24 protein-coding genes are annotated in these 24,987 nt (G+C 40.7%); 9 read left to right on the top strand and 15 right to left on the bottom strand.

Annotation, left to right across the window (positions count from 1 at the left end; genetic code table 11):
• Positions 1-102: 102 nt before the first annotated feature.
• The 4 genes from ligA to D8848_RS06060 all read right to left on the bottom strand — a co-directional run bounded on the left by ligA (position 103) and on the right by D8848_RS06060 (position 6,178).
• Positions 103-2,061: an NAD-dependent DNA ligase LigA gene (gene ligA / locus D8848_RS06075; protein ID WP_125443193.1), complete on the bottom strand. Its 1,959-nt coding sequence runs from the start codon at positions 2,059-2,061 to the stop codon at positions 103-105.
• 92 nt (positions 2,062-2,153) lie between these two features.
• Positions 2,154-3,332 (bottom strand): MFS transporter, encoded by a 1,179-nt coding sequence (locus D8848_RS06070; protein ID WP_125443192.1) that lies wholly within the window; start codon positions 3,330-3,332, stop codon positions 2,154-2,156.
• A gap of 79 nt (positions 3,333-3,411) precedes the next feature.
• Positions 3,412-4,275 carry an Rgg family transcriptional regulator gene (locus D8848_RS06065; RefSeq protein ID WP_125443191.1) on the bottom strand — a complete coding sequence of 288 codons (864 nt, stop codon included), beginning with the start codon at positions 4,273-4,275 and terminating at the stop codon, positions 3,412-3,414.
• A 1-nt stretch (position 4,276) separates the two neighbouring features.
• The gene (locus D8848_RS06060; RefSeq protein ID WP_125443190.1) at positions 4,277-6,178 is read right to left on the bottom strand and encodes an ABC transporter ATP-binding protein; all 1,902 of its coding nucleotides are present in this window, start codon (positions 6,176-6,178) and stop codon (positions 4,277-4,279) included.
• 153 nt (positions 6,179-6,331) lie between these two features.
• On the opposite strand from D8848_RS06060, the gene D8848_RS06055 reads away from it, so the two are divergent.
• Both D8848_RS06055 and D8848_RS06050 read left to right on the top strand, forming a co-directional pair.
• Positions 6,332-8,050, top strand: coding sequence for a phospho-sugar mutase (locus D8848_RS06055; protein WP_004254235.1), 1,719 nt, complete (start codon positions 6,332-6,334; stop codon positions 8,048-8,050).
• 111 nt (positions 8,051-8,161) lie between these two features.
• On the top strand, positions 8,162-8,509 hold the full coding sequence (locus D8848_RS06050; protein ID WP_023944304.1) for a thioredoxin: 348 nt from the start codon (positions 8,162-8,164) through the stop codon (positions 8,507-8,509).
• Between the two features lie 37 nt (positions 8,510-8,546).
• Here D8848_RS06050 and D8848_RS06045 read toward each other — a convergent pair whose 3' ends face one another.
• From D8848_RS06045 to yjbM, 9 genes are all read right to left on the bottom strand, one after another.
• Positions 8,547-9,320, bottom strand: a complete 774-nt coding sequence (locus D8848_RS06045; protein ID WP_125443189.1) for a potassium channel family protein — start codon at positions 9,318-9,320, stop codon at positions 8,547-8,549.
• Between the two features lie 85 nt (positions 9,321-9,405).
• On the bottom strand, positions 9,406-10,215 hold the full coding sequence (locus tag D8848_RS06040; protein WP_033685150.1) for an MBL fold metallo-hydrolase: 810 nt from the start codon (positions 10,213-10,215) through the stop codon (positions 9,406-9,408).
• Position 10,216: 1 nt separating this feature from the next.
• Positions 10,217-11,566, bottom strand: a complete 1,350-nt coding sequence (gene vicK, locus D8848_RS06035) for a cell wall metabolism sensor histidine kinase VicK (RefSeq protein WP_125443188.1) — start codon at positions 11,564-11,566, stop codon at positions 10,217-10,219.
• Positions 11,559-12,266: a response regulator YycF gene (yycF, locus tag D8848_RS06030; protein ID WP_000722078.1), complete on the bottom strand. Its 708-nt coding sequence runs from the start codon at positions 12,264-12,266 to the stop codon at positions 11,559-11,561. The genes vicK and yycF overlap by 8 nt, the downstream gene beginning before the upstream one ends.
• 55 nt (positions 12,267-12,321) lie before the next feature.
• Complete coding sequence (gene mutY, locus D8848_RS06025; RefSeq protein WP_000886129.1) at positions 12,322-13,494, bottom strand: A/G-specific adenine glycosylase; 1,173 nt, start codon at positions 13,492-13,494, stop codon at positions 12,322-12,324.
• Positions 13,495-13,576: 82 nt separating this feature from the next.
• Positions 13,577-14,551 carry a phosphate acetyltransferase gene (gene pta, locus D8848_RS06020; protein WP_000451571.1) on the bottom strand — a complete coding sequence of 325 codons (975 nt, stop codon included), beginning with the start codon at positions 14,549-14,551 and terminating at the stop codon, positions 13,577-13,579.
• Positions 14,552-14,594: 43 nt separating this feature from the next.
• Positions 14,595-15,491 carry an RluA family pseudouridine synthase gene (locus tag D8848_RS06015; protein WP_001209982.1) on the bottom strand — a complete coding sequence of 299 codons (897 nt, stop codon included), beginning with the start codon at positions 15,489-15,491 and terminating at the stop codon, positions 14,595-14,597.
• Positions 15,488-16,306, bottom strand: coding sequence for an NAD kinase (locus D8848_RS06010; RefSeq protein ID WP_000799056.1), 819 nt, complete (start codon positions 16,304-16,306; stop codon positions 15,488-15,490). The genes D8848_RS06015 and D8848_RS06010 overlap by 4 nt, the downstream gene beginning before the upstream one ends.
• Complete coding sequence (yjbM, locus tag D8848_RS06005) at positions 16,290-16,961, bottom strand: GTP diphosphokinase (protein ID WP_000171680.1); 672 nt, start codon at positions 16,959-16,961, stop codon at positions 16,290-16,292. The genes D8848_RS06010 and yjbM overlap by 17 nt, the downstream gene beginning before the upstream one ends.
• A 128-nt stretch (positions 16,962-17,089) precedes the next feature.
• Here yjbM and D8848_RS06000 point away from each other — a divergent pair, with 128 nt between their 5' ends.
• The 7 genes from D8848_RS06000 to D8848_RS05970 all read left to right on the top strand — a co-directional run bounded on the left by D8848_RS06000 (position 17,090) and on the right by D8848_RS05970 (position 21,861).
• Positions 17,090-17,659: a CYTH domain-containing protein gene (locus D8848_RS06000; protein ID WP_000681280.1), complete on the top strand. Its 570-nt coding sequence runs from the start codon at positions 17,090-17,092 to the stop codon at positions 17,657-17,659.
• A gap of 111 nt (positions 17,660-17,770) precedes the next feature.
• Entirely contained in the window at positions 17,771-18,730 is a 960-nt protein-coding gene (locus D8848_RS05995; protein WP_001283818.1) for a ribose-phosphate diphosphokinase, read from the top strand.
• A gap of 9 nt (positions 18,731-18,739) precedes the next feature.
• On the top strand, positions 18,740-19,855 hold the full coding sequence (locus tag D8848_RS05990) for a cysteine desulfurase family protein (protein ID WP_125443187.1): 1,116 nt from the start codon (positions 18,740-18,742) through the stop codon (positions 19,853-19,855).
• A gap of 4 nt (positions 19,856-19,859) precedes the next feature.
• The gene (locus D8848_RS05985) at positions 19,860-20,207 is read left to right on the top strand and encodes a DUF1831 domain-containing protein (protein ID WP_000863540.1); all 348 of its coding nucleotides are present in this window, start codon (positions 19,860-19,862) and stop codon (positions 20,205-20,207) included.
• 7 nt (positions 20,208-20,214) lie between these two features.
• A complete protein-coding gene (locus tag D8848_RS05980) occupies positions 20,215-20,430 on the top strand; it encodes a DUF4649 family protein (protein WP_185756857.1) in 216 nt (71 codons plus the stop codon).
• 82 nt (positions 20,431-20,512) lie between these two features.
• The gene (locus D8848_RS05975; RefSeq protein WP_000653417.1) at positions 20,513-21,154 is read left to right on the top strand and encodes a redox-sensing transcriptional repressor Rex; all 642 of its coding nucleotides are present in this window, start codon (positions 20,513-20,515) and stop codon (positions 21,152-21,154) included.
• A 17-nt stretch (positions 21,155-21,171) separates the two neighbouring features.
• Positions 21,172-21,861, top strand: a complete 690-nt coding sequence (locus D8848_RS05970; protein ID WP_125443185.1) for a gamma-glutamyl-gamma-aminobutyrate hydrolase family protein — start codon at positions 21,172-21,174, stop codon at positions 21,859-21,861.
• Here the strand turns inward: D8848_RS05970 and radC are convergent.
• Entirely contained in the window at positions 21,858-22,538 is a 681-nt protein-coding gene (radC, locus tag D8848_RS05965) for a RadC family protein (protein ID WP_125443184.1), read from the bottom strand. The genes D8848_RS05970 and radC overlap by 4 nt on opposite strands.
• A gap of 42 nt (positions 22,539-22,580) precedes the next feature.
• Positions 22,581-24,872 carry a DNA helicase PcrA gene (gene pcrA, locus D8848_RS05960; RefSeq protein WP_125443183.1) on the bottom strand — a complete coding sequence of 764 codons (2,292 nt, stop codon included), beginning with the start codon at positions 24,870-24,872 and terminating at the stop codon, positions 22,581-22,583.
• Positions 24,873-24,987 lie beyond the last annotated feature (115 nt).

Raw genomic sequence — 24,987 nt, 5'->3', positions numbered from 1 at the left:
ATTCAGCAATTTAATTTCTGACTCAAGATAGACTCAATTCATGTCAAAACACTTCAGGATAGACAGTTTCAGACTATCTAACATCTAGCCTTCTACTATTCTTTACAAACTTTCGAGCCAAGCTTCATCTCGAACTTCAATACCAAGTTCTTGTGCTTTTTGCAGTTTACTTCCAGCATCTGCTCCTGCCACGACGAGGTCGGTCTTTTTAGAAACACTGCCTGTCACTTTGGCACCCAGACTTTCGAGTTTACTTTTAGCTTCTGAGCGCTTGAGTCGCTCCAATTTTCCAGTCAATACAACGGTCAAGCCTGACAAGGCTGCATCTACCACTACAGTCTGACCTTTATAGTCCAGATTGACCCCAGCTTCTCTCAATTCTCTGAGGAGAATTTCAGAGCCTTCTGTAGCAAAGTAAGTCTGAAGACTCTTGGCAATCACACCACCCAGACTCTCAATACTAGCCACTTCCTCTGGATCTGCCTGAGCCAGATTTTCGATTGAATGAAAATGTTGAAGTAACAACTGACTGACCTTGCTTCCGACATGACGAATTCCCAAACCAAACAAGAGTTTCTCAGCTGAGTTTTCCTTTGATGCTTGAATGGCCTGATACAGTTTAGCAGCGGACTTCTCCTTAATCCCCTCTAAAAGGAGGAAATCTTCTTCTTTCAAACGATAAATATCCGCCACATCCTTGACTAAATTAGCAGCAAAGAGTTTTTCAACTACTGATGGACCAAGGCCTGTAATATTCATAGCATCACGAGAAGCAAAGTGGATCAAACCTTCCATGATTTGGGCAGGGCAACGCGGATTGATACAACGCAGGGCTACTTCATCTTCAAAGTGCAACAAATCAGAGTCACAACTTGGACAGTTTGTAGGGATATCTAGTTTTTCTTCAGAAACCCGTTTGGATTCTACCACACGTAAAACGGCAGGGATGATATCTCCAGCCTTATAGACGATAACCGTGTCGTCTTTGCGGATATCTTTTTCAGCAATATAATCCACATTGTGCAGGGTCGCACGGCTAACAGTTGTACCAGCTAGTTGTACTGGTGTGAGATTTGCAGTTGGCGTGACAACTCCAGTACGACCTACTGTCCAATCAACTGATAAGAGTTTAGCTTCTTTTTCCTCAGCAGGAAACTTGTAGGCTACTGCCCACTTTGGAGCCTTGACGGTAAAACCGAGTTCTTCTTGGCTTGCTAAATCATTGACCTTGATCACCACTCCATCGATATCATAAGGCAGATTTTCCCGTTCTTGTCCTACTTCTTGAATAAAATCCCAGATTTCATCTATATTTTCAGCCAAGATTCGCTTAGGATTGACCACAAAACCTAGTTGTTCTAGGTGCTTCAAAACCTTTTCTTGGCTATCACGAGTTGAAGGACTAGCTTCTTGATAGAGGAAGGTAGCAAGATTACGCTTGGCTACTACTGCTGTATCTAACTGCCGAAGGGTGCCTGCTGCCGCATTACGAGGATTGGCAAATTCAGGCTCTCCACTTTCTTGGCGAGCTTGGTTAACCTGGTTAAAAGAAGAGCGTGGCATATAACATTCCCCACGAACTGTGATATCTAGTTCTTCTGGCAAGGTCAAAGGAATGTCCTTAACACGCTTGAGGTTTTCCGTGATATTCTCCCCAACAGAACCGTCTCCACGTGTTGCACCAACAATTAAAATCCCCTTTTCATAAGTAAGCGAGATAGACAAGCCATCAATTTTCAGCTCACAAATATAGGTCGGATGAGCCACTTCCTTACGAACACGCGCATCAAAAGCTTCAAGCTCCTCACGTGAAAAAGCATCCTGCAAACTATAAAGAGGATACTGATGACTGTATTTTTCAAAACCATCTAAAACCTTGCCACCAACACGATGGGTAGGACTGTCTGCTAGCACTTGATCTGGATAGGCAGTTTCTAACTCAACCAACTCTCGGTAAAGGCGGTCATACTCACTGTCTGAAACCGAGGGATTATCGCTGGTATAGTACTCAGTCGCATAGCGATTGAGCAAGGCGACCAACTCATTCATTCTTTTATTCATAAAACTATTTTACCATAAATTAAGCCCTTCTCACAAACGAGAAGGGCGGAAAAAACACTTAGATTGGAATTATTTTTAAAACTCAAACATACTTATATCTCTTTTTTAAAATGAGTTCGTACATAGCCTAGAGCTAAGAAAGATAAAGCAACAACTCCTAGTCCTATAATCAAGAAAGAATAAAGATGAACACTTGGAAGCAAGGTCATTAAACCTGTTGCAATTGGCATAAATAGTATAGCTAAGGTATAAATCGAACTAAGGACTCTGCCCAGATATTCACCATCAACCTTGGTTTGTACTTGAGTAAAAAAGTGAATATTGAAAATCGTCATAAATAGTTCACAAATGAAATTCCCTGAAAAAGCAAGATAGGTGGGGAAGTCGAATCCCATTATCATCACTCCAAGTCCAGTCAGAGCTAATAACAACAAAAGCTTTTCCATACTAGCTTTAATCTTACTAGCTAACAAAGCCCCAACAATAGATCCGATAGCACCCATTGTCAAAATAGTGGCATAGGAACCTTGTACTCCATATAGCTGATTTGAAAAGGGAAGGAGATAATTAAAGGCTGCGAAGAAAAAATTGACACTTGAAGCCATGACTAATAAAAAGAAGATTTCCTTTTGCTTCACAATATAGTGAACCCCCTCCTTGATATCAGAAAAAATAACTCTGAATGTGAGTTTCTTTTCACCCAAAGTCTTCTCTTCTTTCTTTGGAAGCAAGGCTACCAAACCAAAAGCGAGAAAAAAACTAAGGGCATCTAATACCAAGGTAATGCGAAGACTTGCGAATTGTAAGACCAGAAAAGAGAGTGCAGGAGAACTCACACTGACAACCTGCAAGACCAACTCCAAACGAGAATTGTAGAGGACCAGTTCATCCTTCTCTACCAATTCTGTGATAATGGCCTTATTTGCAGGTCTAGAAAAGGCAAAAGCAATAGCCTGAACAATGTTGGCAAAAATCAAAGCCCCAATCATCCAGCTATCATTCCTTATGAAAGAAATAGCCAGACAAAGAATTCCACAAACAAGGTCTGCCGCCATTAAAATCTTACGACGAGAAAATCGGTCTGAAATAACTCCACCAAAGGGATTGATCAGAATGGATGTGACGAGTTCAGAAATCTGATACATTCCTAAAACTGTCTGTCCGATAGTTCCCATGGAAGCCAACCAGACACTATTTCCATAATCATAGAGCATATTCCCTATCTTGTTAACAGCTCCACGGCTAATCAACTGTACTGCATAGCGATTCATATAAAAACTCCTCTCAAATTTTGAAACTATTGTATCAAAACCGAAAGGAGCTTTTTATTTTTTCCCTTATTTGGGAAAATTAATCTTTGACAAATTTTTCGTAGTGTTCCTGATAATAGGCTACTTGCTCTGGAAGACCTAGCACATCAAAAATATGCATGGCCTCTTGCATCTGCTTACAGCCTTCTTTACACTGTCCTTTTTGATATAAGGCAAAGCCTTTTAAATAATGGAAAACATTACGCTCATAAAGCTTAATACCTTTACCAATAATCTTCTCTGTATAAGTCTCAAAATAGCTTGCATTGTCAAAAGAAAGATGCTCTAAACAATGCTGGTAACAATTGAGGGCCAAAATTAACACTAATCTCTTATGGCGACCAATCTCTTGGTAAAATTCCTCCCTCTCCATAACTTCTCTTCCAATTCGAGTGACATAGTCCACATCGTAGAAACTATAGAGGTTCCCGAAAAGAATCAACTCATACATGGTCCATTCTTCTGTTTTGAAGAGATAATCTGCTACCTTATCCAAATCATCCTGATTCATATCATAACTCGAATCTCTTTGACAAATAAGACCTTGTAGCAAAATCCAGTTCAGCTCAAAATAGAGTGGATTTGTCGAACTCTTAGCCTTTTCAAGTTGTTCACTTTGAAACTTTTGAAAACCTGCAATATCATTTGAGTAGTAAAGGGGTACAATTTGTCCCATCATGGCAACATGTTCATGATTATGGAAATCCCTAGCCTTATCCATGAAATTTTCGATTGTTACATGAATGTTATCCAAAATCTCAAAGAAACGTGAGACTGCTAGGTCAGACTCCCCAAGCTCAAAGCGAGATAACTGAGAAGTTGAACAGGACTCCCCTGCCGCCTCCTTTAAAGAATAATTTCCACTTGTTCGAAATTCACGAAATACCTTTCCAAGATGTTCCATTTTACACCTGCTCCGATAATTCTTCCCATTCAAGCATCGCTTCTTCCTGACGGTGGCTAATTTTGTCCAGTTCAGCCTGTAATTCCATCAGTTTGTCGGCATCGTTGGTTTCCAACATTTGTTCAGAAATGGCCTGGCTTTGACTTTCTAGCTCTTCAATTTCAGCTTCTAGACTTTCGATTTGTCGCATGAGTTTGCGAACTTCTTTTTGACTTTCTTTCTGAGCTTGATAGTCATTGACTGGACTTGCTTCTTTTGCTTGATTGCTAGTTGAAGCTTCCTCAGCCTGAGTCATTTCTACTTCTGCTTTCTTCTCAACATAGTAGTCGTAATCACCCAAGTAAAGAGTCGAACCATTCTCAGACAATTCCAAAACATGAGTTGCTACACGATTGATAAAGTAACGGTCGTGGCTGACGAAGAGAAGAGTTCCTTCGAAGTCAATCAAGGCATTTTCCAACACTTCCTTGCTATCAATATCCAAGTGGTTGGTTGGCTCATCCAGAATCAAGAAGTTGTTGTTTTCCATAGATAATTTAGCAAGAAGCAAACGCGCTTTCTCCCCACCAGACAGCATGCCAACTGATTTTTTAACATCATCTCCTGAGAAAAGGAAGGCACCTAGACGGTTTCGGATTTCAACTTCTGGTGTCAGTTTAAAATCATTCCAGAGTTCATCCAGTACAGTATTACTTGGTGTCAGCTTGCTTTGGGTTTGGTCATAGTAACCGACCTCAACATTGGCACCAAAGCGCTTTTCACCCTTGATAAAAGGAATCTGGTCCATAATAGACTTGATAAAGGTTGACTTGCCGATTCCATTTGGACCAACGATAGCGACAGCATTCATCTTACGAAGGTCTAGGTTGATAAGCTCTGACAATATTTCTCCATCATAGCCAATAGCCGCATTTTCAACAGTCAATACAACATTACCAGACGTTTTTTCAGACTGGAAGGTCATATTGGCTGATTTCTTACCAGCTTCTGGCTTGTCCAAACGCTCCATTTTTTCTAGTTGTTTACGACGGGATTGGGCACGTTTAGTCGTTGAAGCTCGAACTAGATTGCGATTGACAAAGTCTTCCAGAGCAGCGATTTCCTTTTGTTGCTTTTCATAGTTTTTTTCTTCAGTAGCTAGCTTCTGCTCCTTTAATTCAACAAAACGAGAGTAATTGCCCACATAACGATCCAAGGAATGCTTGGTCAAATCCAGCGTAATTGTCGCAACCTTGTCTAAGAAGTAACGGTCGTGACTGACAATAATGAGGGCACCGCTATAGTTTACCAAGTAATTTTCTAGCCAGGCAATGGTTTCAATATCCAAGTGGTTGGTTGGCTCGTCCAAGACCAAGAGATTTGGCTTTTCAAGGAGCATTTTAGCTAGTGCTAGACGAGTGTTTTGACCACCAGAAAGCTCGGCAATTTTCATCTGCCACATAGACTCATCAAACTTGAATCCATTCAAAATAGCTCGTATATCAGCTTCATAGGTAAAGCCACCTGCTTGGCGAAAATTCTCAGATAAGCGGTCGTAATCTGACATCAGTTTATTCAAATCATCACCAGACTTTTCACCCATCTCCAACTCCATCAGACGTAGTTGTTTCTCAGTCCGACGCAAGTCATCAAAGACATGCAGCATCTCATCGTAGATGGTATTTTCAGATTCAAAACGGCTATCTTGGGCTAGGTAAGACAGAGAAATATCTTTTTTCTTATTGATTTCTCCACTAGTTGGCTCCTCTTCTCCAACTAAGATCTTTAAAAGAGTAGACTTACCTGCACCATTTTTCCCAACAAGGGCTATCCGATCACGTTCATCAACTTGTAGGTTAATATTATCAAAAAGAACCTCTCCCGCAAAAGAACGTTCAATTTTATTAGCTTGTAAAATAATCATACAAACAGTATAGCATGTTTCCCTAAGGCATTCAAGACTTGATAAACCGGCATATGTCACTACTTTTCTGAAAATTATGCTACCGTTTTACTAAAACGCTAAAAAGTGCTATAATGTGAACGGTTAAAACAATTTACAAAAAGGAGAATTTCAATGTCTTACCAAGAAAATTACCAGAAATGGGTTGATTTTGCGGAGCTTCCTGACTACCTTCGTCAAGATTTGGAAAATATGGACGAAAAAACTAAGGAAGATGCCTTCTATACAAATCTTGAATTTGGTACTGCGGGTATGCGTGGCTTGATTGGTGCTGGTACAAACCGCATCAACATCTACGTTGTTCGCCAAGCTACTGAAGGATTGGCTCGTTTGATTGAGTCTAAAGGTGGAAATGAAAAAGAACGTGGTGTGGCAATCGCCTACGATAGCCGTCACTTCTCACCAGAGTTTGCCTTTGAATCTGCTGCAGTTCTTGCTAAACATGGTATCAAATCTTATGTATTTGAAAGCCTTCGTCCAACTCCAGAACTCTCATTTGCAGTTCGTCACCTCAACTGTTTCGCAGGTATTATGGTCACAGCCAGCCACAACCCTGCTCCATTTAACGGTTACAAGGTTTACGGTGAAGACGGTGGACAAATGCCTCCACACGATGCGGACGCGTTGACTACTTATATCCGTGCTATCGAAAACCCATTTGCAGTTGAAGTTGCTGATGTGGAAGCTGAAAAAGCTTCTGGCTTGATTGAAGTTATCGGCGAAGCTGTTGACGTAGAATACCTTAAAGAGGTTAAGGACGTAAACATCAACCCAGCCTTGATTGAAGAATTTGGTAAAGACATGAAAATTGTCTATACACCACTTCATGGTACTGGTGAAATGTTGGCTCGTCGTGCTCTTGCCCAAGCAGGATTTGACTCAGTTCAAGTCGTTGAAGCACAAGCAACTGCTGACCCTGACTTCTCAACTGTAAAATCTCCAAACCCAGAAAGCCAAGCAGCCTTTGCCCTTGCTGAAGAACTTGGTCGTCAAGTTGGTGCGGATGTTCTTGTCGCAACTGACCCTGACGCTGACCGTGTTGGTGTTGAAGTTCTTCAAAAAGATGGTAGCTACCTCAACCTTTCAGGTAACCAAATCGGTGCTATCATGGCTAAATACATATTGGAAGCCCACAAAAACGCTGGAACTCTTCCTGAAAATGCAGCCCTATGTAAATCTATCGTATCAACTGACTTGGTAACGAAGATTGCTGAAAGCTACGGCGCAACTATGTTCAACGTCTTGACTGGTTTCAAATTCATCGCTGAAAAAATCCAAGAATTCGAAGAAAAACACAACCACACTTACATGATGGGATTTGAAGAAAGCTTCGGTTACTTGATTAAACCATTCGTACGTGATAAAGACGCTATCCAAGCTGTTCTCGTCGTTGCTGAGCTTGCTGCCTACTACCGTTCACGCGGTTTGACACTTGCTGACGGTATCGAAGAAATCTACAAAGAGTACGGCTACTACGCAGAAAAAACTATCTCTGTTACCCTTTCAGGTGTCGATGGTGCTGAACAAATCAAAGCGATTATGGCTAAATTCCGTAACAATGCTCCAAAAGAATGGAACACAACAGCTATCACTGTCGTAGAAGACTTCAAGGCTCAAACTGCTACTGCTGCTGACGGAACTGTTACAAACTTGACAACTCCTCCAAGTGATGTTTTGAAATATACACTTGCTGACGGTTCATGGATTGCAGTTCGCCCTTCAGGTACAGAACCAAAAATCAAGTTCTACATTGCAGTTGTAGGTGAAACTAACGAAGAATCACAAGCTAAGATTGCTAACATCGAAGCAGAAATCAATGCTTTTGTAAAATAAAATCCTATAAAAGATGAGACAAACCAATCTCATCTTTTTTTCGTATCAAATCTAAGCAATTTTAGAAACTTTATGGCATACTAGACTTATCAATGAAAGCGAGGTAATCTCATGGAACAATTTTTAGATAATATCAAAGACCTTGAAGTCACTACAGTTGCGCGTGCGCAAGAAGCTCTTGATAAAAAAGAAACTGCAACTTTCTTTATCGGTCGCAAAACTTGCCCTTACTGCCGTAAATTCGCAGGTACATTGGCAGGTGTCGTAGCTGAAACTAAAGCCCACATCTACTTCATCAATAGTGAAGAACCAAGCCAACTTAATGAATTGCAAGCATTCCGCTCACGCTACGGAATCCCAACTGTACCAGGCTTTGTTCACATTGCGGATGGACAAATCAATGTCCGTTGCGACTCTTCAATGTCAGCACAAGAAATCAAAGAATTTGCAGGATTGTAAAAAAGCCACTCATCGAGTGGTTTTTAAATGGTCAAAATTACCTTTTTTCAAGCAAATCTTGTATCATTCTATGTAGTTCTTCTATCTTCTCGGATTGTCTCTCTAGTAACATTCTCTGACTGGACAATTCATCTTGGAGTTTATCAAGTTTTATCTGTTCATCTGAATTATCTTTTACAAAAAAGTTCGTCAAGGCACTCGTTAACATTCCTATTGTTCCAATACCGACAAGCATCAGTAAAACTGCTAGCCATTTCCCAAAAAGGGAAACTGGAACAATGTCACCATAACCAACAGTGGTTACTGTCACAAGAGCCCACCAAAGACTATCTGAGAAGGATTTTTCTTCAACTACAGATAAAATTGAACTTCCTACTAGCACGATAAAGATATTAACATATAAGATATAAATCAAGCCATTTGTCCGTAAGAATCTACTAATTTTTCTTTCTAATTTACATGTAAGTCCAATTATTCTAAGTAAACGAGTCAGTTTCAGTAATTTTGTCAGCCTTGCTAGGCGAAAGATACGTCCTAATCGAAACACTGTAAAAATAGCATTTAAAGGCAGGATAGCTAGCAGATCAAAGATATTTTCAATTATGAATCGCCAGTTCCCTTTACTTAAAAAGAACCGCCAGCCATAATCTACCACAAAAACACCCCAAAGTAGTAAATCAATAATGTTGTACGGAGGATTGTCCAAATCGACCATCTCAGCAAATCCAAGCAATACCAGAATAACAGAGATTAACGCAAGTATGATAATCGTTGTATCATAGTAATCCTTAAATAACCATTTTCTTTTCACACTACTTCTCCTATATCATTTGTAAACATTATACCACACCAAATTTCTACTAGATATATAAAAAAGAAGGCCCCCGCCTTCTTTTTTATATATCTGTCAATGGTGTTGCGGTATCTGGTGAGGTATCATAAACCTTAAAGTCTACTCCGACTCCCAGATCAGCTTGTGCTAGCTGATTGACCATGGTCATGTGAGCCAGCTCCTTGATATTGTTTTCCTTAGACAAGTGACCAAGGTAGATTTTCTTAGTACGATTCCCAAGTGTACGAATCATAGCTTCAGCACCGTCCTCGTTAGAAAGGTGACCCAGATCCGATAGGATTCGTTGTTTGAGTCGCCAAGCGTAAGAACCTGCTCGCAAAATCTCTACATCATGGTTGGACTCGATAAGATAGCCATCTGCATTTTCGACAATTCCTGCCATTCGATCACTAACATAACCTGTATCAGTCAGCATGACAAAACTCTTATCATCCTTCATAAAGCGATAGAATTGCGGTGCAACCGCATCATGGCTAACACCAAAACTCTCAATGTCGATATCTCCAAAGGTTTTGGTTTTGCCCATTTCAAAGATATGCTTTTGCGAAGAATCCACCTTGCCAAGATACTTGCTATTTTCCATAGCCTGCCAGGTCTTTTCATTGGCATACAAATCCATACCATACTTGCGAGCTAAAACACCCACACCGTGGATATGGTCAGAATGCTCATGGGTAATCAAGATGGCATCCAAGTCTTCTGGTTTGCGATTAATTTCAGCAAGTAGGCTGGTAATTTTCTTGCCCGACAAGCCTGCATCCACTAAAAGCTTCTTTTTTGGGGTTTCCAGATAAAAGGAATTTCCACTGGAACCCGACGCTAAAATACTGTATTTAAAGCCTGTGTCACTCATTCTAGTCTTCTACTTCATCCTCCCATACTTCTTCTTTTACTGCATCCTTATCATAAGGGAGCACAATGGTAAATGTTGATCCCTTACCGTATTCACTCTTGGCCCAAATAAATCCCTTATGTTGTTTGATAATCTCTTTAGCGATAGCTAGTCCTAAACCAGTACCACCTTGGGCACGACTTCTAGCACGATCCACACGATAAAAACGGTCAAAGATACGTGGTAAATCTTGCTTTGGTATCCCCAATCCTTGGTCTGAAATGGATAAAATCATCTGATCATCCGTTGTTTTCATGGTCACTGTGATTCTCCCACCATCTGGAGAATATTTAATAGCGTTATTAAGAATATTATCAATCACCTGAGTCATCTTATCTGTATCAATCTCTATCCAAACTGAGGTAATGGGATAATCTCTCACTAGTTCGTATTTCTTCTCTTCATCCTGCCCTCTTATCTGATCAAAACGGTTGAGGATAAAGGTTATAAAGGCAGTGAAATTGATTAATTCCACATCTAGGTGACTAGTTGCATTATCAATCCGTGAAAGATGGAGGAGATCTGTCACCATCCGCATCATACGGTTGGTTTCGTCTAGAGACACCTTGATAAAGTCTGGTGCGACAGGTTCTGACAAGGCACCCTCATCCAAGGCTTCCAGATAGGATTTTACACTAGTCAGAGGCGTCCGTAACTCATGACTAACGTTGGATACAAAGAGTCTCCGCTCGCGTTCCTCCTTCTCCTGCTCCGTCGTATCGTGTAAAACGGCAACCAGACCTGAGATAAAGCCAGATTCTCGACGGACCAAGGCAAAGCGTACACGAAGGCTCAGATATTCACCATTAGCATCCTGAGAATCAATCATAAGCTCAGGAATCTGGGTAATCAAATCACGAAGTTCGTATTCATCTTCAATCTTAAGCAACTCTAGAATGCTCTTATTAAGAACATCTTCTTTCTGAACACCTAGCTGTTTCTTGGCCATGTCATTAATCATAGTAATCTTGCCACGACGATTGGTTGCGAGGACACCATCTGTCATGTATGAGAGGATACTATTCAATCGTTTACTCTCTTGTTCCAGATTTTCTTGGGTCAAACGGATTACTTCTGATAAATCATTAAGATTATTGGTAATATTAGTGATTTCAGAGCTTCCCTGCATATCCAATACCTGAGAATAATCTCCTGCAATCAAGTCTTTAACTTTTTGATTAATTTGCTTCAACCGAATATTATCTCGCCGATTTTCTAGCAAAAGCAAGGTAACAATCAAGATAAAACCCAATAAAATTAAAATGAAGACAAAATCACTAGTAAGAATATTTTTTCTAATCAATTCAATCATTATTTCTCATATAATAACCAACACCACGACGTGTTAGGATATACTCTGGACGACTAGGTGTATCTTCAATCTTCTCACGCAAACGTCTGATAGTTACGTCAACAGTCCGAACATCTCCGAAATAATCATAACCCCAGACCGTTTCAAGCAAGTGTTCACGGGTAATCACTTGACCAATATGAGAAGCCAAGTGGTACAATAGCTCAAATTCACGGTGGGTCAAGTCTAGTTCTTCACCATATTTTTTAGCCACATAGGCATCTGGTACAATCTCCAAGTCCCCAATTTGCAAAGGTTGGGTTTTCTTTTCATCTGATTCTTGATTATCTACAGAAACCAAGTCCGTACGACGAAGAAGAGCTTTAACACGCGCCTGTAACTCACGATTTGAGAAGGGTTTTGTCACATAGTCATCCGCTCCAAGCTCTAAACCGATAACCTTATCAAATTCGCTGTCTTTAGCTGAAAGCATGATAATAGGTACACTACTAGTCTTGCGAATAGTCTTAGCAACTTCTAAACCATCAATTTCTGGAAGCATCAAATCCAGAATAATAATATCTGGTTGCTCTGCTTCATATTGCTCTAGCGCTTCACGACCATTAAAAGCAGTTACAACCTCGTAACCTTCCTTGGTCATATTAAACTTGATAATATCCGAGATTGGTTTTTCATCATCTACAATTAATATTTTTTTCATTTGTTCACCTTTTTCTCTACTATTATACCAAAAAAATAACAAGAAGATACAATAGCTAGTCTTTGTTCCTGTCTAACTTGGCTTGTGCATAAGCCTGCCATATTTTTTGTTGGGGTTTAGCAAGTGGGTAACTCTTAAACTCTTCTGGTGAAAGCCAGCGAACTTCCCTATCTGAAAAGTCATGGAAGTCATTCACTTGACCTGCTACAATTTGAACATGCCACTTGCGATGGCTAAAGATATGCTTGACAGTCTCAAAACAAACATCAAGCCAATCAACATCTAGGTCATAGTCCTGCTGGAAACTCTCTTCTGGACTGGGACCAAAGTTCACATTTTCTTCAACCTGATGAAAGAGGTCAAACTGCTCTTCTTGCGAAAAGTTATCAACTTCTATCAAGGGGAAATGCCAAAAGCCTGCCAATAGCTTTTCGCTTTCATTTTTTTCAAGTAAAAATTGTCCCTGAGTATTTTTGACCACCAAGGCTGTAAGGTAAATAGGAATCGGCTTTTTCTTGGGAGCCTTGATTGGATAACGGTCCATTGTGCCATTCTGATATGCCGCACTAAAGTCCTTAACTGGGCTTTCTTCTGGTCTGGGATTTACAGGCGCCTCAATATCTGATCCCAAGTCCATCAAGGCTTGATTAAAGTCACCAGGCCTTTCTGGGTCAATTAAAATTTCCATCATTGCCTGAAAAATTTTTCGATTGCTTGGAATGCCAATATCGTGGTTGACTTCAAATAGACGCGCCAAAACACGCATGACATTACCATCTACAGCTGGCTCAGGCAAGTTAAAAGCAATACTGGAAATGGCTCCTGCTGTATAAGGACCAATCCCTTTCAAGCTGGAAATTCCTTCATAGGTATTTGGAAATTGATCACCAAAGTCAGTCATAATCTGCTGGGCTGCAGCCTGCATATTACGAACTCGAGAATAATAACCCAAACCTTCCCAAGCCTTCAACAAACGCTCTTCAGGGGCAGTTGCCAAACTTTCCACTGTTGGAAACCAGTCCAAGAATCGTTCGTAATAAGGAATAACCGTATCCACCCTGGTTTGCTGGAGCATAATTTCAGACACCCAGATATGATAAGGATTTTTACTTCTCCTCCAAGGTAAATCTCTTTTGTTTTCATCATACCAGGCAAGAAGTTTTTCACGGAAAGAAATGATCTTCTCCTCCGGCCACATGACGATACCGTATTCTTTCAAATCTAACATATCTCTAGTATAACACAGAAGACTCTTACTGTCCTTTTCCTAGTATTAAAAAGCCTCTTCCCAAGGGAAAGAGGAGTAAATCTTATTGATGAACTGCTTGAGCTGCTGTGATAAGGGTCAACTTGTAAACATCATCTGCATTACATCCACGAGAAAGGTCGTTAACTGGCTTGTTCAAACCTTGCAAAACAGGACCAACAGCTGCAAAACCACCAAGACGTTCAGCCATCTTGTAGCCGATATTTCCTGCCTCGATACCTGGGAAGATGAAGACATTTGCTTGACCAGCTACTGTACTTCCAGGAGCTTTCAAAGCTGCAGTTTCAGGAACAAAGGCCGCATCAAATTGCAACTCACCATCGATTTCAAGGTCAGGACGCAAGTCGTGAGCAATTTTAGTTGCTTCAACAACCTTATCAACGCTTTCTCCAAATCCTGAACCTTTAGTAGAATAGCTCAGCATGGCAATTTTAGGTTCGATGCCAAACATCTTAGCTGTTATTGCTGAGTTGATGGCAATTTCAGCCAAGGCTTCTGCATCTGGATTAATGTTGATGGCACAGTCTCCAAATAGGTAACGTTCCGTACCACGAACCATGAGGAAGGCACCTGAAGTACGAGTTACATTTGGACGAGTTTTGATGATTTGAAGAGCTGGACGAACTGTTGAAGCTGTTGAGTGAATAGCTCCAGATACCATTCCATCAACCAAGCCCAAGTAAACCAACATAACACCAAAATAGTTGACATCTTCAACCAAAACCTTGCGTGCATCTTCTTCAGACATTTTGCCCTTGCGACGCTCCACTAAAGCAGCAACCATTTCTTCAAATTTATCGTAGTGTTGAGGGTCGATGACTTCATAACCGTCCTCAATCCCTTCAATTTCAAGATAAATTTTAATTTTTTCAGGATTTCCAAGCAAAACAGGAATCACTTCTGTTTCTTTTACCAAGCGTTTAGTCGCTTGAAGAATACGAGGTTCTTCCCCTTCAGGGAGAACGATACGAGCATTTTTACCAACCAAGTTGGCTTTGAGACTTTCAAAAACTTCCATGAGTTTTCTCCTTTAAGATAATAATTATACTCTGAAACAGTTTTTATAGAGTATTAGTTGATAACTGGGTAATAAGGTTACTGAAATCATCCGGCAACGGGCTTTCTAACTGCAAGTCTTGCTCTAAAAATGGATGATAAAAAGTTAAGGAATGACAATGTAGGGCTTGGCGCTGAATTCCATCGTCTAGACTACCACCATACAAGTCATCTCCCAACAAAGGAAAACCAATATGAGAAAAATGGACTCGGATTTGGTGGGTACGCCCAGTATGCAGGCGAATATCGACCAAGTGAATATTTCCATAAGAAGCTACAATCTTGTAAGAAGTATGAGCATACTTTCCACCTTTAGCTACACGTCTGGTAATAATGGAGTCTTCATCACGCGCAATCGGGGCAATAATTTCCCCCTCTGACTCCAAGTATCCATCACCTTTAACCAAAGCAAAGTAGCGTTTTTGAATGGACTTCTTCTGCAACTGCTTGTCTAATCGTGCATGGGCATAGCCGTGCTTGGCAAAGAGCATCAAGCCAGAAGTGTCCCTATCAAGTCTTGTCACAATGTGAACCTGCTGATTTTCATAGTCTTGCTTGACGTAGTAACCCTTGATAAAATTGGCAATGGTATTGGAGTGATTGACACTAGGAATAGAAGCCACTCCATAGGGTTTATTCAAGACTAGAAAATGGTCATCCTCATAGAGAATATCCAGTGGGCGCTCGATAGCTTCTAGAGTTTCAAAACCTTCCTCAACGGGAATATCGATGATAACTAGGTCTCCAATATCCAATAGATAGGTTGCATTTTGCGGTTGGTCATTGACCAGAATAGCTCCACCCCGAAACTTAATCTTGGCCAGAAGCCCCTTAGAAACCTCGTGCTTTTTCAAAAAGGTCTTAACCTTGACATGCTCATCTGCGATAAATTCAAACCTCATTCGTCCACCTCACCGATGAAAGCATCCTTAACACGGTTCCAAAAACTGGTATGGCTAGGTGATGCGACAAAGTGAATCTTATGATGGTCGATTTGATACTCGATTCGCTCAATATTGCGGAAGGAATAAACGCTATTGTCAACCGAAATGGTGTGGTAATCATTTCTTGTTGGAATGAGTTCAATCTTATCCTTCTTAGGCACAATAATGGAAGAGCCCAGCGTTCGATAGACACGATTATTTAGGCTGGCAATTTCCGTCAACTGAAGAGCTTCAATGGTAGGATGTAACACTGCACCGCCAAGAGACTTATTATAAGCCGTACTACCAGTCGGTGTCGAAACTGTTAGCCCATCTCCACGAAAACGTTCAAAGTGGACACCGTTAATCACAACATCCGCCACCATGGTTCGATCAGACCTGCGGATACTGGCTTCATTCAGTGCTCTAAAAATCTTCACTTCACCATTTTCAAGAAAAACCTTCACATTCAGAACAGGGTAAGAGACTCTTGCTCCGGTATCTAGCTGCAAATTAGTCACTAGCTTATCCAACTCAAAATCACGATAGTCCGTATAGAAGCCCAAATGTCCAGTGTGAACACCAATGAAGCGGACCTTGTCAAGCTGGTTTTCGTACTTATGAAAGGCCGACAAGAGCATACCATCCCCACCAATGGAGATGACAATGTCCGGATTGGTATCATTGAGTATAAACTGATTTCTCTTCAAACGATCTCGCAATTCATACAAAACCCTTTGACTCTGCGGTTTTCTATTTGCTATCAGGTCAATTCGTTTACCTGTATTCTTCATCTGTATCGTCACTGTTTCCTACACCGTCATTTAATTTTCTACTCAAAGGATCAAAAAGAGCCTGGGCTTCCTGGATATCATCTCGAATTTTACCCATTTCTTCATCCAACTGGTGGGCAATTTTGGCAGTAATTTCCAGTCTCTTTTTAATTTCCTCTGGGAAATCCCCTTGGTACTTGTAGTTGAGAGAATGTTCTATCGTTGCCCAGAAATTCATGGCCAAAGTACGAATCTGAATTTCCGCCAAAATGGTCTTGGCTCCATTGATAGTGTCAACCATATATTCTACTACCACATGATAGGAACGGTAGCCTGAAGCCTTTCGATGAGTAATGTAATCTCGCTCCTGTATGATTCGCATGTCCTGACGCTTGTGCAAAATTTCCACTACTTCCTTAACGTCATCTACAAACTGAACCATCACACGCAAACCAGCAATATCTTGCAAATCGTGCTCTAAGGTCGCATAAGTAATGCCACGACGAGCCATTTTCTCCTTGATACTTTCAATTGGCTTGACTCGACCAGTCACAAACTCAATCGGAGAATGCTTATTTTGCTTACGATATTGCTTCCGAATACCACGAAGTTTAATCTTTAACTCACCAACAGCTTGAATGTAAGGATCTAGAAATTCTTCCCATTCTAAGGTCATATATTCTCCCTTGTTCTCATATTATCCTTCAAAAATATCTTTGATTTTTTCTCCAGATTCATATACAATAAATACAATGATTATTATACCATAAATCCGCTTTCAACGATAAAGAAAAGGTAAGAAAAATGAAACATTTAGAAATTGAATTGAAAACACTCTTGAAAAAAGATGAATACAATCGTCTAAAAGACCAGTTCACAGACGTCACTCCTGTTCTTCAAAAAAATTACTACATAGACACGCCTAATTTTGAGCTGCGAGAAAAGAAAGTTGCTATGCGCATTCGAACCTTTGAAGACTGGGCAGAATTGACACTCAAAGTCCCGCAAAGTGTTGGAAACATGGAATACAATCAAAAATTGCAACTAAAAGATGCTGAAAACTATTTGAGCAAGGAAGAACTTCCTCAAGGGCTTGTGCTTGAGGAATTGGCGAAACATGGTATTAAAACTAGTGAATGGCAGATTCTTGGTTGTCTAACGACACTTCGCTATGAAATGCAAACAGCTATTGGTCTCATAGCGTTGGATGAAAGTCAGTACTTTGATATTACAGATTACGAATTAGAGCTTGAAGTCGAGAATCACGAGCAAGGGAAACAGGATTTCCAACAATTTTTAGAGGAAAATCAGATTGATTATCAAAAAGCTCCCTCAAAATTGGTCCGATTTGTCAAAAGCATGAAAAATAGCTGAAATAATCTCTATTTTTTGGTAAAATAGAAAAGATAAAATACAAAAATCCCAGTTCATATAGGCTAGGCAGATATGACTAGGATTTAAAAAGTTTACAGAGGACGGTCTATAATGTCAGATAGAAAAAACATGAAACTTTTCGCACTCAACTCTAACCAAGAGATTGCACAGAAAATTGCTCAAGCTGTTGGTGTCCCACTTGGAAAACTATCATCACGTCAATTTTCAGATGGAGAAATCCAAGTAAATATCGAAGAAAGTGTCCGTGGTTATGATGTGTACATCATCCAATCAACAAGTTTCCCAGTTAACAACCACCTAATGGAGTTATTGATCATGGTCGACGCTTGTGTACGTGCAAGTGCCCACAGTATCAACGTTGTCCTTCCATATTTTGGTTATGCACGTCAAGACCGTATTGCTTCACCTCGTGAGCCACTTACAGCTAAACTAGTTGCCAATATGCTGGTTAAGGCTGGTGTCGATCGTATCCTTACGCTTGATTTGCATGCCGTTCAGGTTCAAGGCTTCTTTGACATTCCTGTTGACAACCTCTTCACAGTTCCTCTATTTGCAAAACATTATTGCGATAAGGGCTTACTTGGTTCAGATGTTGTTGTTGTTAGCCCTAAGAATTCAGGTGTGAAACGTGCCCGTAGCTTGGCTGAATATCTTGATGCTCCTATCGCCATTATCGACTACCCTCAAGACGATGCAACTCGTAACGAAGGTTATATTATCGGTGATGTTGAAGGTAAGAAAGCTATCTTGATTGACGATATTTTAAATACAGGACGTACCTTCTCTGAAGCTGCCAAAATCGTTGAACGTGAAGGAGCTACAGAAATTTATGCTGTTTCTAGTCATGGTCTCTTTGTTGAAGGTGCTGCTGAACTTCTTGACAATACTAATATTAAAGAAATTCTTGTGACTGATTCAGTAGCAACAAAAGAAAAAACTCCTAAAAACGTATGCTACATCACTGCTAGTGAGTTAATTGGTGATGCCATCGTCCGTATCCACGAAAGAAAACCAGTCAGCCCACTCTTTGCCTACAATAAAAAGAAATAAGGTGATTCTTTGATTTATTTGGACAATGCTGCAACGACTCCCATGTCAGCAGCTGCTATTTCAGCTATGACCAAGGTTATGCAAGAAACCCACGGAAATCCATCTAGTATTCATGGTCATGGTCGTCAAGCTGGTAAACTCTTGCGTGAAGCCCGTCAGGAACTAGCTCAGTTAATAGGGACAAAACCTCAACATATCTTTTTCACTTCTGGTGGGACAGAAGGCAATAATACTGCCATCATTGGCTACTGCCTTCGTCATCAAGAACAGGGAAAACATATCATCACAACTGCCATTGAGCACCATGCCGTCCTTGAAACCATTGATTACTTGGTTCAACACTTTGGTTTTGAAGCAACCATTATCCAACCAGAAAATCAAGAAATCACAGCCCAACAAATTCAAAAGGCCTTACGTGATGATACGATTTTGGTTTCTACCATGTTTGCTAATAATGAGACAGGAAACCTACTTCCCATTGCTGAAATTGGCCAAATACTCAAGCAACACCCTTCTGCCTATCATGTTGATGCAGTTCAAGCTATTGGTAAAATACCAATTCACCCCGAAGAATTGGGCATTGATTTTCTCACTGCTTCTGCCCACAAGTTCCATGGTCCTAAGGGAATCGGTTTTCTCTACGCATCTAGCATGGACTTTGATTCCTATCTCCATGGTGGAGACCAAGAACAGAAAAAACGTGCAGGGACTGAAAATCTGGCTGCCATCATAGGCATGGTTGCAGCCCTAAAAGAAGACCTAGAACAGCAAGAAGAACATTTTCAACATGTACAAAATTTAGAAACTGCCTTTCTTGCAGAGCTAGAGGGCATTCAATATTACTTGAATAGAGGAGAACATCATCTCCCTTATGTTCTCAATATTGGATTTCCTGGTCAGAAAAATGACCTCTTACTCCTTCGTCTAGATTTAGCTGGAATTTCAATCTCTACTGGCTCAGCCTGCACTGCAGGCATTGTACAATCCAGCCATGTTCTTGAAGCCATGTACGGGGCAAATTCAGAACGCTTGAAGGAATCCGTTCGTATCAGTTTGTCGCCAGAAAATACTGTTGAAGATCTACATACCCTCGCAAAAACCTTAAAAGAAATTATCGGAGGTTAGCCATATGGCATTTGAAAAAACCATTCAGTTAAAAAATTGTCGTTACGACTACACTCTTAGCCCTTCTGTTAAAAAATTCACCCTTAAGGACAACACCTTTTTTGAGACTAAGGTTGGTAACTATGAATTGACTCGCCTTTTGGAAAAAGTGCCGAACAGCGGTGAGGGATTCCAACTCAAAATCATCATTAACAAGGAACTTACAGGTGCTAAAATCAATATCACTGACAAGTTTGGGCTACGTCTAGTTGATATTTTCAAATCAGAAGACCACCACATTCATCAGGAAAAATTCTACTTCCTCATGGATAGTTTAGTAGAACGTGGTGTCTTTACAAAATCTGAAAGATAGATCCCATATGTTTGAACTGACCTATAAGGACAGCTATCATGTAGAGCGTACACTCAAGTATGAGGATTATAAAGCTCTCATGCTGGCTCTGTCAGGATGTGTGACCCTACCAGATACACTTTATGTGACTTCTCTGACTTTTAATGGCCAGAAAGTTTATCAGGGTCTGGTCGGAGACCTCTACCGATTTCTATCACATGCAGATTTTTTACATCAAAACTAAGATTTTTCTTAGTTTTTTCTTATTTTTGTTGATTTTTTCACAATGTTTCTATAAAATAGAAGAATAGAAAGGTTGTGATTTTGTGAAAGATAAACAGTCTGCTATTCCAAAAGCAACAGCGAAAAGACTCTCTCTCTACTATCGAATTTTTAAGAGATTTCATGCAGAAAAGATTGAACGTGCCAACTCTAAGCAAATTGCAGAGGCTATCGGTATTGATTCCGCGACCGTACGTCGTGATTTTTCCTATTTTGGTGAACTAGGTCGGCGTGGATTTGGCTACGATGTCAAAAAACTGATGACATTTTTTGCCGATTTGCTCAACGATAACTCCATTACCAATGTCATGCTGGTTGGTATTGGAAATATGGGCCATGCCCTTCTCCACTACCGCTTCCACGAGCGTAACAAGATGAAGATTATCATGGCTTTTGATCTTGATGACCATCCTGAAGTTGGTACCCAAACTCCTGATGGGATTCCTATTTACGGAATTTCTCAAATCAAGGATAAAATCAAGGATGCTGATGTGAAGACTGCTATCCTGACAGTTCCCAGCGTCAAGTCACAAGAGGTTGCCAATCTCTTGGTGGATGCTGGCGTGAAAGGAATTCTCAGTTTTTCACCAGTCCATCTGCATTTACCAAAAGACGTGGTCGTTCAGTATGTCGATTTGACAAGTGAACTCCAAACCCTCCTCTACTTCATGCGAAAAGAGGATTAGAAAGCGAAAATCATTTTATGAAAAAACCAGTTATTGGGATTACAGGAAACGAAAAAACTCATCCAGATGATGACATCATGATGAGCTACGCAGCAAAAGGCTTTGTTGAAGGAGTTAAAGACGCTGGAGGGATTCCCATCATCCTACCGATTGGTAATCAAGAAATGGCCTGCCACTATATCAGTTTGATTGACAAGCTCATCTTGACAGGTGGGCAAAATGTTGACCCAAAATTCTATGGTGAACCAAAAACCATCGATAGCGATGACTACCACCTTCAAAGAGACATCTTCGAACTGGCCCTCATCAAGGAAGCTATTAAACAGAAAAAGCCTATTTTCTCCGTCTGTCGTGGGACTCAACTCTTTAACGTTGCCATGGGTGGAACTTTGTATCAAGATATAGAAGACCACTGGCAAGATTGTTCTGCTGAGTACACAACTCAACGCTTGGTGACAGAGCCTGATACAGTTCTTCGAGAAATCTATGGAGAAATTTCCCATATCAACTCCTTCCACCACCAGAGCATCAAAGATTTAGCACCAAATTTAAAGATTGCGGCTCATGATCCTAAAGATGGTATCATTGAAGCTGTCATGAGTACGGATGATTTTGCCTTTCTCGGTGTCCAATGGCACCCAGAATTTCTATTTGAAAATCGCCCCAAGGATAAAAACCTCTTTGACTATGTCGTAAATGAACTTTAGATTAAATCCGTCTTTTCACGATAACTAAAGTAATTAGAATGAGAGACAATCAAATGGTCCAAGAGGACAATCCCCATCAGGTCACAGGCTTCTTTTACAAGTTTAGTGACATGATTATCATTTCGGCTAGGGGCTACCGCTCCTGAAGGATGATTGTGGACCAAGATAAGAGAGGTCGCCATATGCTTGATAGCATAGTGAAGAATCTCACGTGGTTCAGCAATACTACGAGTAGCTGAGCCGATAAAAATGGTCTGTTGATGGATGATTTGATTTTGAGTATTGAGATAGAGCGCCACCAGGTGCTCTTGTTTTTTATGTCCCAACTCCTGTTGCATCTTCTTGGCCAGCTTTTGACTGCTGAGAATACTTTCCATCTCAATAGTTTCATGTTTGTGAATACGATGCCCCAGTTCAATCATAGCTTGTAATTCTATAGCCTTAACACGCCCGATACCAGACAGACTCTGCAATTCCTGCAGGGTCATTTTTTTCAAATCCGTTAGGCTTGAAAGGTTGTTCAAAACTTTCTGGGCAATTTCAAAAACGCTAGCTTGACGTGTTCCTGTCCTGAGTAAAATAGCTAGCAACTCTTGATTACTGAGCGCTTCGACTCCTTCCTTGGCCAGTCTTTCTCTTGGTAATAGTGAATCTTCTTGAAATGAAATACTGTACATAAAAATCCTCCTCACTTTATTATTCGTGAGAAGGATGGAAAATTAGATTTTTTTCTCAATTGGGGCTACACTAGCTAAAAGTTTTTTCAAACCTACTTCTGGGAAATTGATTTTTAATTCCTGCGTAGCACCGCTACCTGAAACTTCCAGAACGGTTCCCTCTCCCCATTTCTTGTGGAGAGCAATGTCACCAATGGACCAATTTGACTCACTAGACGCTGATTTTGTGCCAGCTGTAAATTGACCAAATGGAAGACCACTTGACTGGATAGATTTTGGGGCAGCACTGCGTTTACGGTCTTGAAGAGCCTGGGAAAGACTCATACCTTGACCGAAGGTAAGACCACCACTGCTATATGATGCCTTAAAGCTTGTATTGGCTGGACGCGCCAATCCTTGATACTCAAGTAAGTCTGAACTGATTTCGTTAATAAAACGAGTCGGACGGTTGTAGTTGGTACGACCAAAAAGCAGGCGCGAGTTGGCATTGGTCAGATAGAGAATTTTCTCTGCACGCGTAATTCCTACATAGGCTAGACGGCGCTCTTCTTCTAATTCATCTTGATCTTCAGCTGCACGGCTAAGCGGAAAGACATTTTCTTCCATCCCAATCAAAAATACAACTGGAAACTCGAGACCTTTGGCAGCATGCAGGGTCATTAGGGTCACTTCTGATGTCTCCTGACTACCTGAATCTGTGTCCGCAATCAAGGCTAAATCATTTAAGAAACGACTCAGTTTGTCCAGACCAGTTTCTTCTTCTGGCCCATCAGAGATGTCATCAAAGTTTTTCGTCACAGAAAGGAACTCTTCAATATTTTCAACCCTAGCCTTGCTTTCTAAAGTCGCTTGAGCATTTAGAATATCAATGTAACCTGTTTTTTCTAGAACAGCCTCAACCAACTCAGTAATGCTTAAGTGGTCCAGTTGCTCCCGCAAATCCAGAATCATATTGGCAAAATCCCAGATAGACTGAGCTGCTTTACCCTTGATACCAGATAACATGATATTGGCTGAAGCATCTAGCATGGACATGTCTTGCATATTCGCAAAGTCACGGATTTTCTCAACTGTACCTGGCCCAATTCCACGTTTAGGCTCGTTGATAATACGCTCAAAACTGATATTGTCACTCAAATTGGCAATAAGATTGAGGTAAGCGATAATATCTCGGATTTCCTTACGGCTGTAGAACTTGGTTCCGCCAACCATGGTATAAGGGATATTTGACTTGAGCAGAGCTTCCTCAATAGTACGGGACTGCGCATTAGTACGATAAAGAACTGCAAAATCCTTGTGAAGGAAGTTTTGACTGCGACCAAGTTCATCGATAGTTCTGGCTACAAATACAGCCTCATCTAGTTCATCATTGGCACGATAGTAAACGATTTGTTCCCCATCAGCATTTTGAGTCCAGAGATTCTTAGGACGGCGATTTTTATTGTTTTTAATGACCTCGTTGGCCGCTTGGAGAATGGTTTTAGTTGAGCGGTAATTCTCCTCCAACAAAACAACCTTGGCTTGGGGATAATCCTTTTCGAAGTCCAAGATATTCTGCATATCAGCACCTCGCCAACCGTAGATAGACTGGTCCGCATCCCCAACCACACAGATATTTTTAAAGCGAGACGCTAAGAGTTTGACTAGTTGGTACTGGGCATGGTTGGTATCTTGGTACTCATCAACGTGGATGTATTGGAACTTCTGCTGATAGTAGGTCAAGACATCAGTATTTTGATCAAAGAGACGCAGGGTCAGCATAATCAAATCATCAAAGTCAACCGACTCAGACTGACGCAATTCTTTTTGGTAAGCAGTATAACACTGGGCCACGATTTGCGTATACATATCGCCAGCTTGGGCAGCATAGGCAACATCATCAATCAAATCATTCTTAGCATTGGAAATAGTTCCCAAGATGCTCCGCTCATTCCATTTTTTGGGATCTAAATTCAACTGTTTGAGAATGCGTTTCATGAGCGTTCGCTGTTCACCAGGATCCACAATAGTAAAATTACGGTTATAGCCAATATGGTCTGCATCCCGACGCAAAATACGAACACACATGGAGTGGAAGGTCGCAATCAGACAGTCCTGAGTGGCTGGATTGAGACTATAAGCACGCTCTTTCATCTCACGCGCAGCCTTATTAGTAAAGGTAATGGCCAAGATGTTCCAAGGATTGACCAGCTTTTCATCAATCAGATAAGCAATGCGGTGGGTCAAAACTCGGGTCTTTCCAGAACCAGCCCCCGCCATGATCAACAAGGGACCTTCTGTCGTTTGCACCGCCTCAGCCTGACGGTCATTCATTCCATTTAATAATGCGTTCATCTTCTCTTCCTTACTCTTGAAGTCAATATTTCTATTATATCAGAATTCAGGGAAAATATCTTTACCTAGACTGGTTACGTGTAGAAGGCAACTTCTTATATCTAGATAAAAAATG

The sequence above is a fragment of the Streptococcus mitis genome, assembly GCF_003942775.1.
In the GTDB taxonomy this organism is placed as follows: Bacteria; Bacillota; Bacilli; order Lactobacillales; family Streptococcaceae; genus Streptococcus; species Streptococcus mitis_CN.
The sequence above is the reverse complement of the archived record's forward strand: the minus strand, read 5'-3'. Positions and strand labels throughout refer to the sequence as shown.